The 12,073-nt window shown below is 58.6% G+C and carries 16 protein-coding genes; 5 read left to right on the forward strand and 11 right to left on the reverse strand.

Going from position 1 to position 12,073, the window contains the following annotated elements; all coding sequences use genetic code 11:
- Positions 1–177: 177 nt before the first annotated feature.
- Together C2E19_RS20980 and earP are read right to left on the reverse strand one after the other, a co-directional pair.
- On the reverse strand, positions 178–747 hold the full coding sequence (locus tag C2E19_RS20980) for an elongation factor P (protein WP_007908599.1): 570 nt from the start codon (positions 745–747) through the stop codon (positions 178–180).
- Between the two features lie 48 nt (positions 748–795).
- On the reverse strand, positions 796–1,938 hold the full coding sequence (earP, locus tag C2E19_RS20985) for an elongation factor P maturation arginine rhamnosyltransferase EarP (protein WP_129394906.1): 1,143 nt from the start codon (positions 1,936–1,938) through the stop codon (positions 796–798).
- A gap of 124 nt (positions 1,939–2,062) precedes the next feature.
- On the opposite strand from earP, the gene C2E19_RS20990 reads away from it, so the two are divergent.
- Together C2E19_RS20990 and C2E19_RS20995 are read left to right on the forward strand one after the other, a co-directional pair.
- Complete coding sequence (locus tag C2E19_RS20990) at positions 2,063–2,473, forward strand: hypothetical protein (RefSeq protein WP_129394907.1); 411 nt, start codon at positions 2,063–2,065, stop codon at positions 2,471–2,473.
- 2 nt (positions 2,474–2,475) lie between these two features.
- Entirely contained in the window at positions 2,476–2,958 is a 483-nt protein-coding gene (locus C2E19_RS20995) for a GreA/GreB family elongation factor (protein ID WP_129394908.1), read from the forward strand.
- Between the two features lie 9 nt (positions 2,959–2,967).
- Here the strand turns inward: C2E19_RS20995 and cysB are convergent, their stop codons facing one another.
- The 5 genes from cysB to C2E19_RS21020 form a co-directional block, all read right to left on the reverse strand.
- The gene (cysB, locus tag C2E19_RS21000; protein ID WP_008079948.1) at positions 2,968–3,942 is read right to left on the reverse strand and encodes an HTH-type transcriptional regulator CysB; all 975 of its coding nucleotides are present in this window, start codon (positions 3,940–3,942) and stop codon (positions 2,968–2,970) included.
- A gap of 112 nt (positions 3,943–4,054) precedes the next feature.
- On the reverse strand, positions 4,055–4,558 hold the full coding sequence (locus C2E19_RS21005; protein WP_129394909.1) for a universal stress protein: 504 nt from the start codon (positions 4,556–4,558) through the stop codon (positions 4,055–4,057).
- Between the two features lie 97 nt (positions 4,559–4,655).
- Positions 4,656–5,561, reverse strand: a complete 906-nt coding sequence (locus tag C2E19_RS21010) for a 5'-nucleotidase (protein WP_007908587.1) — start codon at positions 5,559–5,561, stop codon at positions 4,656–4,658.
- A 22-nt stretch (positions 5,562–5,583) separates the two neighbouring features.
- On the reverse strand, positions 5,584–6,540 hold the full coding sequence (locus C2E19_RS21015) for a putative 2-dehydropantoate 2-reductase (protein WP_129394910.1): 957 nt from the start codon (positions 6,538–6,540) through the stop codon (positions 5,584–5,586).
- A complete protein-coding gene (locus tag C2E19_RS21020) occupies positions 6,537–6,923 on the reverse strand; it encodes a co-chaperone YbbN (RefSeq protein ID WP_129394911.1) in 387 nt (128 codons plus the stop codon). The genes C2E19_RS21015 and C2E19_RS21020 overlap by 4 nt, the downstream gene beginning before the upstream one ends.
- On the opposite strand from C2E19_RS21020, the gene C2E19_RS21025 reads away from it, so the two are divergent.
- Together C2E19_RS21025 and C2E19_RS21030 are read left to right on the forward strand one after the other, a co-directional pair.
- Complete coding sequence (locus C2E19_RS21025; protein WP_129394912.1) at positions 6,922–7,365, forward strand: PilZ domain-containing protein; 444 nt, start codon at positions 6,922–6,924, stop codon at positions 7,363–7,365. The two genes, C2E19_RS21020 and C2E19_RS21025, sit on opposite strands and share 2 nt — an antisense overlap.
- A gap of 143 nt (positions 7,366–7,508) precedes the next feature.
- Entirely contained in the window at positions 7,509–8,585 is a 1,077-nt protein-coding gene (locus C2E19_RS21030; protein WP_129394913.1) for a 3-deoxy-7-phosphoheptulonate synthase, read from the forward strand.
- 60 nt (positions 8,586–8,645) lie between these two features.
- Here C2E19_RS21030 and C2E19_RS21035 read toward each other — a convergent pair whose 3' ends face one another.
- Positions 8,646–8,927 (reverse strand): GNAT family N-acetyltransferase, encoded by a 282-nt coding sequence (locus C2E19_RS21035; protein WP_003226804.1) that lies wholly within the window; start codon positions 8,925–8,927, stop codon positions 8,646–8,648.
- A gap of 638 nt (positions 8,928–9,565) precedes the next feature.
- On the opposite strand from C2E19_RS21035, the gene oprI reads away from it, so the two are divergent.
- Entirely contained in the window at positions 9,566–9,817 is a 252-nt protein-coding gene (gene oprI, locus C2E19_RS21040; protein ID WP_003199355.1) for an outer membrane lipoprotei OprI, read from the forward strand.
- 126 nt (positions 9,818–9,943) lie between these two features.
- On the opposite strand, the gene C2E19_RS21045 is transcribed toward oprI, so the two are convergent.
- The 3 genes from C2E19_RS21045 to C2E19_RS21055 all read right to left on the reverse strand — a co-directional run bounded on the left by C2E19_RS21045 (position 9,944) and on the right by C2E19_RS21055 (position 12,063).
- The gene (locus C2E19_RS21045) at positions 9,944–10,915 is read right to left on the reverse strand and encodes a L,D-transpeptidase family protein (protein ID WP_129394914.1); all 972 of its coding nucleotides are present in this window, start codon (positions 10,913–10,915) and stop codon (positions 9,944–9,946) included.
- A gap of 191 nt (positions 10,916–11,106) precedes the next feature.
- A complete protein-coding gene (locus tag C2E19_RS21050; RefSeq protein ID WP_007908575.1) occupies positions 11,107–11,400 on the reverse strand; it encodes a hypothetical protein in 294 nt (97 codons plus the stop codon).
- A 57-nt stretch (positions 11,401–11,457) separates the two neighbouring features.
- On the reverse strand, positions 11,458–12,063 hold the full coding sequence (locus C2E19_RS21055) for an arylesterase (protein ID WP_164979444.1): 606 nt from the start codon (positions 12,061–12,063) through the stop codon (positions 11,458–11,460).
- Between the last annotated feature and the right edge of the window lie 10 nt (positions 12,064–12,073).

Consider the following 12,073-nt stretch of genomic DNA (forward strand, 5'->3'; position numbering starts at 1 on the left):
CCCTGTGGGAGCGGGCTTGCTCGCGAAAGCGGTGGTTCAGTCAGCGATGATGTCGGCTGACATGACGCCTTCGCGAGCAAGCCCGCTCCCACAAGGGGTCGGTGTTGAATGTGAAATCACAGGTACAAAAAAGCCCGACTCAATGGTCGGGCTTTTTCTTTCCGCAAAAAGCAGTGCTTATTTGGCACGGCCTTTGTAGGAACCGCCTTCGCGGGTGTCGATTTCGATCTTGTCACCGATTTCGATGAAGTCAGCAACTTGCAGCTCAGTACCGTTGGCCAGCTTGGCTGGCTTCATGACTTTGCCGGAAGTGTCGCCGCGAGCCGAACCTTCGGTGTAGTCAACTACGCGCACGATGGTGGTCGGCAGCTCTACGGAAACCAGACGCTCTTCGAAGAAGATCGCTTCGCAAACATCGGTCATGCCTTCTTCAACGAAAGGCAGAACGGCTTCGATGTCTTCAGCGTTCAGCTCGTACATGGTGTAGTCGGTGGTGTCCATGAACGTGTAGGTGTCGCCGCTGATGAAGGACAGGGTCGCTTCTTTGCGGTCGAGGATCACGTCGTCCAGTTTGTCGTCAGCGCTGTAAACGATCTCGGTCTTGTAACCGGTCAGCAGGTTTTTCAGCTTGGTCTTCATGATCGCGCTGTTACGGCCCGACTTGGTGAATTCAGCTTTCTGAACCAGCCAAGGATCGTTCTCGAGACGGATCACGGTACCGGGTTTCAGTTCTTTACCAGTTTTCATTGCGAATATCCGAATTTGGATGGGATTTACAAAAATCTAGGCCGCGTATCATATCCAATTTAGGTAAAACTGTACCAGCGCTGCGGCAAGATCGGCCTGCAAGCCTTGTTCCAGACACCATGCTTCGGCATTTTTGTGCAGTTCTGGCCAATGATTACGGGCTGCGAGCCATTGTTCAGCAATCGGCAGACCGGCATTCCATGCGCGCCACAAACCGTTCGTCGCCTCGGCAGCGGCCGGGGACAGGCCTTTTGTGTAAAGCGCGAGGAACGCGTCGAGCTTGTCCAGATGGATGTCTTCGTCCTGCTGATAGATGTGCCAGAGCATCGGCCGCCCTGCCCACTGCGCGCGGACAAACGAATCTTCGCCGCGCACCGCGTTGAAATCGCAGCACCAGAGCAAATGATCGTATTGATCCTGTCGGACGAACGGCAGCACTTGCACGGTCAATGCCTGACGCACATGAAGCGCCCCGACGCTCAGGGTTTCCACCCCGAGCCACCGCGCTACATCACCGAGGATCCGCCCTTCCGGCACCAGCAGGTGAGTCGGCATGGCATCCGCCGCCAAGACATCCAGCCAACTGGCCAGCCCGGCATTCTCGTAGGCAAACAGCGAAATCAGCTGTGCATTGGCCGCGCGATCGATCCCCAGCCCTTGCAGGAATTGTCGCTGCGCTGCGGGATCGCGCTGAAACTGCCGACGCTGATCGAGCAATCCTCGCTCGCGCAGCAGGCCTCCGGTACCCGGCTGGAATCCCGGGAAGAAGAAAAACTTCTGCACCGATTTGTATTTGACCGACGGCAAACCGTGACAACCAATCACCCAGTCTTCGGCACTCAGGTAGTCAAGGTTCATCCACAGCGGCGGTTTTTCCCGCTCGGCCATGACGTCCATGTAATCACTCGGCAACTGACAGGCAAATGCAGCAATCACCACATCAGCAGCCTCGGTGTGCACCCAGTCACTTGGCCAATGGCGAACTTCAACGCCCTGCTGCCATTGTTGCGCGACATCGATGTCGATCTCGGGGCAGAGACGCTCGAATGCGCGCAGGTCATCGACCCACAAACGCACCTCCAGTGCGTGTTCGGCGACCAGTTGCCGGGCCAGGCGCCAGGTCACACCGATGTCGCCGTAGTTGTCGACCACCGTGCAGAAAATATCCCAGCGGGTTTTCGGTTGCAGCATTCAAGACTCCCGTTGGCAAAAGCACCGATTGTCCGCATAAATGACCTCGTGCAGAAGAGCCGACGAGGATTAATCTTCGTGCGACAATCGCCACTTGCCCGCAATCATCCGCCAGGAGGCAGCCATGCCCTACCGTCCCAATCCGCGTCGCCCCTTGCCTGTTCAGCTTAGCGCGCTGCACCTGACCGGCAGCATTGCCTTGGGCATGTGGCTGGGTTTCCTCGCCATCGCGCTGACCTGCTGGCTGCTTTCCCGCTTTCTGTTCACTGAACAACTGGCGCCTGTCGCTCAGGCGGTGCAACAACTGGCCAAGCCGCCGGCGGCCGCGCAAGTGCAGCCGGACATTCCGCCGCAGAGCCCGCTGTTCGATCAGTACGAAGAAAACCTGCGCAAGAACGAACAACAGGCTCGACTCGATCAGGCGCGCAGCAGCTCGCGCAATCAGTCGAACCCGAAATGCCAGTTCTGGTTGCAACAGGATCAGACGGCTCCGAGCGAAAAAAGCCGCGCCAACGTTTTACAATTCTGCGATTGATCATGAACAAGCACAGCGTCCACCAACTGATTCTCGACAAACTGCGCGTTGACCTCGACATCGCCGAGCGTGCCGCGCAGACCGCCTACGAAACCGCGACTCACGAAGAGAACATTGCCGAAAACAAATACGACACGCTGGGCCTGGAAGCGTCTTATCTGGCAGCGGGGCAAGCAAAACGGGTCGAGGAAATTCGGCAGTCACTGGCGCTGTGCCAGAACCTGACGCTGCGCGCCTATGACGAAAACCGCGGAATCGAGATCGGCGCCCTGCTCGGTCTTGAAGACGAAAAGGGTCGCGAGCAATGGCTGTTTCTGGCGCCGGATGCGGCAGGCCTGAAAGTCGATGTGGTGGGTCAGCCGATTACCGTCATCACCCCACGCTCGCCGCTGGGCAAAAGCCTGCTGGGCAAGTTCGAAGGCGATGAGGTGGAGATTCTGGTGGCAGGCACCCGGCAACAGTTCGCTGTCACCGAGGTGCTCTGAAACAAGTGCTTAGTGAACCGGCAGTTCGACGCCGTCGAACAGCTCTTCCAGCTCTTGCTTGTTGTGGCACTGAATGGCTTTGGCCATCACTTCGCGGGTCAGGTGCGGGGCGAACTTCTCGATGAAGTCGCACATGAAACCACGCAGGAAGGTGCCGCGACGGAAACCGATCTTGGTGATGCTCGACTCGAACAGTTCGCTGGCATCCAGCACCACCAGGTCGCTATCGAGTTTGGTGTCGACTGCCATTTTCGCCACGATGCCCACACCCAGGCCCAGGCGCACGTAGGTTTTGATTACGTCGGCGTCGGCGGCGGTGAACACCACTTTCGGCGTCAGGCCGCGATGGCTGAAGGCTTCGTCGAGTTTCGAGCGGCCGGTAAAACCGAACACGTAAGTCACGATCGGGTATTCGGCCAGCGCTTCGAGGGTCAGCTTCGGCAACTTGGTCAGCGGATGCCCCTGCGGCACGACCACGCAGCGGTTCCAGCGGTAGCACGGCATCATCACCAGATCGCCGAACAGTTCCAGCGCTTCGGTGGCGATGGCGAAATCGACGGTGCCATCAGCGGCCATTTCAGCGATCTGCATCGGCGAACCCTGGTGCATGTGCAGCGCGACGTCAGGGTATTGCTTGATGAAATTGCTGATCACCGGCGGCAATGCATAACGCGCCTGGGTATGCGTGGTGGCGATCGACAGGGTGCCTTTCTTCTCGTTGGAGAATTCCTGGGCGATCTGCTTGATGCTTTCGACCTTGCGCAGAATCTCGCCAGCGGTGGTGATGATGCGCTCGCCGGCCGGCGTGACGCGGGTCAGGTGCTTGCCGCTGCGGGCAAATACTTCGACGCCGAGTTCGTCTTCGAGCAGACGGATTTGTTTACTGATGCCCGGTTGCGAGGTGTAAAGGCTTTGGGCTGTAGCGGAAACGTTGAGGTCGTGGTGCGCCACTTCCCAGATGTAGCGCAATTGTTGAAGCTTCATATGAATCCCTCAAAGCAGGTAGACGCCACGGGCATCAGCGACGGTATATAACTATATTAATGGTTTGAAGAATAAATCTAGAACTTTTTTATCAAAGTGCCATTATTCTGCTTCAGCGATCCTCACTGCGCCGACGCTCAATCAGTGGCACCAGATAAACCGGCACCTTCGATAACTGCAGAACCCGCGCCGCCGTACGCCCCAACGGCGTTTCCGCGCCCACCCCGTGGCTATGACTGCCAACGATCAGCAAGTCGACAGAGAGCTTCTGCACCTGGTCGAGAATCACCTGCGACGGATCGCCCTGCAGCACGCGCACCGCGCGAATGCGCTGCAAGTCTTGTTCGCCTTCATCACCCAATTCTTCACGAAAGCTTTCCAGCACCCGTTGCTCAATATTGGCGATGACTGTTTTCAGACCCTGGCTATGAAATTCGTTCAATGCCTGCTCATCGAGATAGCTCTGCAACACCGATTCGGCGAACAGCCCCATCGGCTCCACCGCGTGCACCACGTACAGGTCAGCATTGAACGTTCGCGCCAACGCCAAGGCATGCTGCATCACTAACGGTGCGTACAGACCGAGGTCAGTGGCATACAGCATCGAACGAATCATATGACCTCCTCGCAAGCCAACATGGCGGAGATTTGATTCAGCTTAGCAGTGCCTTGGCGAGTACGACGTGCGGCGCAACGTCTTGAACCACAGGGCTTTAGACCGACGGTTCGTTGCTGATGCCGTGCGGTACATGACCCGTGGCGACCACTTCACGCGCCAGTTCGCAGTGGCCGGCCTGATCATCGAAGAACACGTCAGCGGCGAACGCTTCGAGAAACGCCGATTTGGTCAGGCCGCCAAGGAACAGTGACTCGTCGAGACGGATGTCCCACTCGCGCAAGGTGCGGATCACCCGCTCATGTGCCGGTGCCGAACGCGCGGTGACCAGCGCCGTGCGGATCGGGCAGTCATCGTCGGGGAATTCGCGCTGCAACAGATTAAGTGCTGCGAGAAAGCCTTTGAACGGCCCACCACGCAACGGCTCGCGCGCCGCTTCACGCTCCTTGGCCTGGAACGCTTCGAGCCCGCCTGACTGATAGACACGCTCCGACTCGTCGGAAAAAATCACCGCATCACCGTCGAAAGCGATACGCAATTCGTCACTCGCGGCACGGCTGGCGCCACCGGAGAGAATGGTTGCCGCAGCGAAGCCGGCGTCCAGCGCCGCGCGCACATCTTCCGCATGGGTGGAAAGAAACAGGTCGCAACCAAAGGCTTTCAAATAAGGATAAGGACTGCGCCCGCCAACGAACGCCGCACGGGAAATCGCCAGGCCGTAATGGTGAATCGAGTTGAACACGCGCAGCCCGGTGTCGGCGCTGTTGCGCGAGACCAAAATCACTTCGACCCGCGCGCGACCGAGGCGACTGTTAAGGCTCAGGAGTTTTTCCACCAGCGGGAAGGCATCGCCGGGCGCGAGAATTTCGTCTTCGTGCTCGATCTGATATTGCCGATAGGCTTCGACGCCGCTCGACAGGTAGACCTTGTGGCTCTCGCTCAGGTCGAACAAGGCGCGCGACGAAATCGCCAGCACCAGTTTGTCATCGATGTTCTTGGCCATGCTTTCCCCCAGAGCGACCGACTCAAACGTTGCGTCGGTCGATAAAACACAAATTGCGGTACAACGCTTCAATACGCGGCAGCTCACAGCCCGCCGCTTTCGCCGCCGCCAGTGGCCGGGCGTAAATCGCCTCCAGCTCAAGCGGTCGTTTATGCAACAAATCGTGGTACATGCTCGGCCAGTAGTCGGGCATTTTTTCAGTCATCGTGAACAGAAATTCGGCATAGCCGGGCGGCACCTCCAGACCACAGGCCTTGGCGCCCTGCACCACCTCGGCCATCAATGCCTGGATCGATGCGCGGCTGTCGGCATCGGCCATCAACGGTGTGGTGCTGGCACCGAGCAACACCGATAGACCGTTGTAGGGAATATTCCAGACCAGTTTTTGCCAGCGTGCCTGATGCAGATCGGGCATTGCCTGGGAGTCGAGACCGGCACTGCGGAACAGCGCGGAACCTTGCTCGACAATCGCCATGCGCGCGGCGTCATCGGCGGCCGGGCCGCTGTGATAACCGACATTGACTGCGCCGAGCGCCTGATGGGTGATCAGGCCCGGGCCATCGCGATGCACGCAGATCAGGCACAGCCCGCCGAGCAAATGCAGGGAATCGGGCAACAGCGCGCGCAGACTGTCTTCGACATCCAGACCGTTCTGCAGTAACAGCACTTTCGCATCCGGCTTGGCTGCTTGAATGATTGCCGGCGCCAGATCAGCGTTGCTGGTGGTTTTTGCGCCGACCAGCAGCCAGTCACACTTGGGCATGTCCTCGGCTGCCGAATAGGCTTGCGCCGGATTCAGCGTCAGTTGGCCATGCACCGCGCTGTTGACCTGCAAACCGCGCTCGGCGACTGCCGAGAACTCGCTGCGCAACAGAAAGTGCACATCGAAGCCGGCACGCGCCAGCATCACCCCGTAAAACCCGCCAATTGCCCCGGTACCAATAATCCCCACCACCGGTTTATGCACTGCCCCCATCATGGCAACTCCTCTGCAATTCGACCCAGTGCCTGCGCCAGCGCCGCGTTCAGCGCATCGGCCGTCAGGCGTGTGTGCAATGCCCCAAAGAACTCGCCGTCGCGCACCACAAACAGCGCCGGCAAATGAAAGACCTGATAACGCTCGACCAGCCCGCCGTTGTCGCCGGCATCGATCCAGCACAGGCGATCGATGGCCAGTTCAAGCCCCGGCAACACCTCGCGGGCATAACGACAACTGGCGCAGCCGACGCTGGTGAAAATCACCAGGGAAACGCCGCTCATCGCCAACAGCCGTTGGTCGGCGTCGAAATCGGTCAGTGCGGATTCGACCACTATACTGGGGGAAACAATGTCAAATGGCCGACACAGGGAGTCTGTGCTCATGGGACGTTTCATTCCTCATCCGGACGAGGTGCCGGTTGAATTAACCTTGCTCAAGCCTGAGTGTATTTCCAGGCAACAGCTGCACACTATCAGCCTCGGCGGCATCGCTTGCAATTACCACCGTGCCTGGCGTCATGGCACGGCGCTGCAAGTGCGCATGCCGACGCTGAATGCCGACATCTGTTATCCGGGCTACGTGGCGTGGTGTCTGCGGCGTAAAAAAGGTTATCTGGTGGGCATCGCCTTCACCGATGAGCAGACGCTGTTCAGCGCGCGAATGGGTGAGCAGGTGTGTCAGATCGAGCGCTTCTGCCGCATGAATGACGCCCACGATGACCTGCACGATATTCAGGCGCTGGCCCTGCAATGGGTCGAGCAACACGCCGACGAGTTCTCCCATGACAGCGTGCGCAAGGCTTTCGCCCAGCCGGTGCTGGACTGACGCTGTTCTTTAAACAATTACATGCCCATTGTCGAGCAGGCGCCTAACGCGCTAAGGTTCCGCTCCCCGACGCGCTTAAATCTGCTGTGCTCCGCCGCGCGGGGATCGCTGGCGGCCGGCACCCGTGACCTGACGAGTAAACGATGGCTGATTTACCGATCAACGACCTAAACGTCGCCTCTAACGAGACCCTGATCACTCCTGATCAGCTCAAGCGTGATATCCCTCTGAGCGACGCCGCCCTGCGCACCGTCACCAAGGGCCGCGAAGTCATTCGCAACATTCTTGATGGCACCGACCACCGTCTGTTCGTAGTGATCGGCCCGTGCTCGATCCACGACATCAAGGCTGCCCACGAATACGCCGATCGCCTGAAGGTGCTGGCGGAGGAAGTCTCCGACACCCTGTATCTGGTCATGCGCGTGTATTTCGAGAAGCCGCGCACCACCGTCGGCTGGAAAGGCCTGATCAACGATCCGTATCTGGACGACTCGTTCAAGATCCAGGACGGCCTGCACATCGGTCGCCAGTTGCTGCTGGATCTGGCCGAAAAAGGCCTGCCGACCGCCACCGAAGCCCTCGATCCGATCTCCCCGCAGTATCTGCAGGACCTGATCAGCTGGTCGGCGATCGGCGCGCGTACCACTGAATCGCAGACGCACCGTGAAATGGCTTCCGGCCTGTCCTCGGCTGTCGGCTTCAAGAACGGCACCGATGGCGGCCTGACCGTGGCGATCAACGCTCTGCAGTCGGTGTCCAGTCCGCACCGTTTCCTCGGTATCAACCAGGAAGGTGGCGTGTCGATCGTCACCACCAAAGGCAACGCCTACGGTCACGTGGTGCTGCGTGGCGGTAACGGCAAGCCGAACTACGATTCGGTCAGCGTTGCCCTGTGCGAGCAGGCGCTGAACAAGGCCAAGATCAAGCCGAACGTGATGGTCGATTGCAGCCACGCCAACTCCAACAAGGATCCGGCCCTGCAACCGCTGGTGATGGAAAACGTCGCCAACCAGATCCTCGAAGGCAATCAGTCGATCATCGGCCTGATGGTCGAGAGCCACTTGAACTGGGGCTGCCAGGCGATTCCAAAAGACCTCGCCGACCTGCAATACGGCGTGTCGATCACCGATGCCTGCATCGACTGGTCTGCTACCGAGACGACGCTGCGCAGCATGCACGCCAAGCTCAAGGATGTGCTGCCGAAACGTCAGCGCAGTTGATCGACGTTTCGCAGGCATAAAAAAACGCCGGGCATTGCCCGGCGTTTTTGTGTGCGCGATTCAGATCTTCGCGGCGCGGCGCTGATGGCGCTCCATGTAGCGCTCGACGTAGGAGCACGACGGGATCACCGTGTAGCCCATTTCTTCGGCGTATTGCAGCGCGCTTTCGGTCAGCGCGGCGGCAATGCCACGGCCACGCAGGGCGTTGGGCACAAACGTACGATAGATATCCAGGGTCTGTTTCCCCAGATCCATATAGGTCAGGTAGGCACGATGACCGTCCACATTGGTCTCGAACTGATGACCAGCCTGGTCATGGTGGATGGACAACGCCTCGCTCATCACTACTCCTCGCGGGTCTTGGATTCTGACCCCTACCTTACCGATGTTTTTCCGGCGAAGGAACATCTACGCCACCCCGTGCCTGTTGGACACCGAGAAGAGCCACACCGATCTCGCGCAACCGAGCACCTGATAAATAGTAGGCACCATTGGCGAAAATGCTCAAGGTGCGCTCGTCATCAAGCGAGTTGACGGGGGGTTGCTCCGATGGACGCAGGGGTGGCGTGGGAGAAGATCTTCCCGGGCCGCTCACCTGAACATTGCCGGATGTTGAGACTTAAGACGTGCGACCTTTTTTAAAGTCACCTCAACATGGACAAAGATAAGCGAAGCAGCGCGCAAAATCGGAACAAAAGTATGGACGAATTCATTTAGACAGACTTTAGCCAAGACGGCAAAAACAGCACGCCACAACGGGAACTTTTTCTCATTAACTCGCTCTGCGCGGGCCTTGCAGCTGGGTATTTTTTAAACAACCCAGTTAAAAGTTGCTCGAAAAAGAATCAGCAACTACAATTTTTTTTGCTTCTTGCGCTACGTCAGTTTACTTACTACAAGTAATGGGTAGTATGTACGCCGGCTATTTCCTCAATCGGAGGAGACAGCCACTTAATTGAAAGTCCTTGAAGGGGAACACGATGAACAACGTTCTGAAATTCTCTGCTCTGGCTCTGGCCGCAGTTCTGGCTACCGGTTGCAGCAGCGCATCGAAAGAAACCGAAGCACGTCTGACCGCTACTGAAGACGCAGCTGCTCGCTCCCAGGCTCGTGCAGACGAAGCTTACCGTAAAGCTGATGAAGCTCTGGCTGCTGCTCAAAAAGCACAACAGACTGCTGACGAAGCTAACGAGCGTGCACTGCGCATGCTGGACAAAGCTAGCCGCAAGTAATAATCCCTCGGGATTGTTATCAAGCCGACCCGATTTTCGGGTCGGCTTTTTTATTGCCCGCAGCTTTTGTTCAGGCAATAAAAAACCCGCCGATGCCTGACGCATCGACGGGTTCTGTACCGCGACTTACTGCTGCAAGTCGACCGGCGTATTCGAAACCATCGGTGCCGAAGTATTCGGCGTGCCGATTTCAGTTGGCAGGCCATCTTCGGCCGCGACCACATCACGCACCACATCCCAGTTCACGCGCAGGTTGCTAGTGACGTCTTCACGCTTGAGCATCGCATTGATCACCGCAGTGTGCTTGTCGACCACCGACGGGTTGCCCTTGTCGTCGATCGGCGTGTGCGCTTCCAGATAGACCTTGCCACCACTGCTGCCGAACTTGTACGCATCGTTGAGGATGCGCACCGAAGTCCCGACCGGAACCATGCTGGCCATTTCCAGCACGTTGTTGTTGAACATGCGGAAGCAACCGTGGCTGGTGCGCATGCCGATACCGAACTTCTTGTTCGAACCGTGGATCAGGTAGCCCGGCGTGCCAAGGGTGAACTTGAACGGCCCCAGCGGGTTGTCAGGGCCGGCCGGCACCACGTTTGGCAACGGATCACCGTCAGCGGCGTGCTCAGCCTTGATCGACGCAGGAGGCGTCCAGGTCGGGTTTGGCGTTTTGGCGGTGATCGAGGTGTGCGCGATTGGCGAACCCCAACCCTCACGGCCGATACCCAGCGGGAAGGTGTACACCACGTTCCGGCCTTTCGGGTAGTAATAGAGGCGGTATTCGGCAAGGTTGATAACGATGCCTTCACGCGGACCCGGCGGCAGAATGAAGCGGGTCGGCAGGACGATTTCGGTACCGGCGCCCGGCAACCAGGCATCGACGCCCGGGTTGGCCGCGACCATTTCCGAATAGCCCAGATCGTAGGTCGTGCCGAGGTCGGCGAACGTGTCCTCGTACTTGGCCTTGATCACCTGCACCTGGCCGATGATGTCCTCACCGGGCGGTGGCAGGGGAAACTCCAATGCAGCAACGGGACCGGCCACACACAGGGCGGCAAGTGACAGGCAGCGGGTGACGGCAGGAAAGCGCGGCAACATCCGGAAAATCCTTCGCATGATCAACAAGGGTATAAGAGCGCGATTGTACACCGCACTTTGAATATTCGGGGAGCCACGCCGATGGACCGCGTCAGGCCTTGAAAAGATCGCAGCCTGCGGCAGCTCCTACAGGTGTACCCCCTTGTAGGAGCTGCCGAAGGCTCGGGCCGCGATCGGACGATCTTTTGACCTTAAAGCTCGAAACGCAGCTCCGGCCAGATCGGCGACGTGCCACGCTTCTGCGACTCCAGAATCGCCCGGCACAGCGAACACAGGCGCTGATCCTGGAACACCCGCCGATCCACACTCGACCAGCGTGGCTGCGCCGGCAGCAGGCTGCCGCACAGGGTGCGATCCGCCGAACCACCGAGTTCCAGCTGACGCGTCACCAGATGCACCCGCACTTCCTGGCAGGCGAACAGATCCAGCTGCTCGTCAGGCTCGATCAGTTGGTAGGCAAACAGGGACCAGGCAGAACGCGACATCTGGGGCTCCAAATAAGGGGGCGCCACATTAGCCGAAAGCCTGCCCTTAGAAAAGCCTCATAACAGCGGTTTTAGCGTCGGCCAGACATTTTCCAGCAACTTGCCCTGAGCCCCGGCTGCCGGGTGCAGACCATCGGCCTGCATCAAGTCCGGATGCCCGCCCACGCCGTCGAGGAAAAACGGTACCAGCGGGATCTTTTTAGCGTCGGCCAGTTTGCCGTAGACCTCGGCGAAAGCGTCGGTGTAACGCTTGCCGTAATTAGGTGGTAACTGCATGCCGAGCAACAACACCTTGGCGCCACTCTGGCGCGAACTGTCGATCATCGAGGCAAGATTTTGTTGCAATTGAATTGGCGGCATTCCGCGCAGGCCATCGTTACCCCCAAGCTCGAGGATCACCAGCTCAGGCTTATGCTCTGCAAGCAGCGCCGGCAGGCGCGCCTGGCCTCCGGCACTGGTGTCGCCGCTGATCGAGGCATTGACCACTTTATCGTCGAAACCCTCCTGTTTGAGCCGTTGCTCAAGCAACGACACCCACCCCAAGCGGGTATCCAGTCCGAAACCGGCGCTGATACTATCGCCAACGATCAGGACAGTACCCGCCGCTGCGTTCTGGGCCATGCACATCAAGGCCAGGCCAGCACTCAAAAACCACACACGCATCGGATTCTCC

Origin of the sequence: Pseudomonas sp. DTU12.3 (assembly GCF_004124275.1) — a bacterium.
In the GTDB taxonomy this organism is placed as follows: Bacteria; Pseudomonadota; Gammaproteobacteria; order Pseudomonadales; family Pseudomonadaceae; genus Aquipseudomonas; species Aquipseudomonas helmanticensis.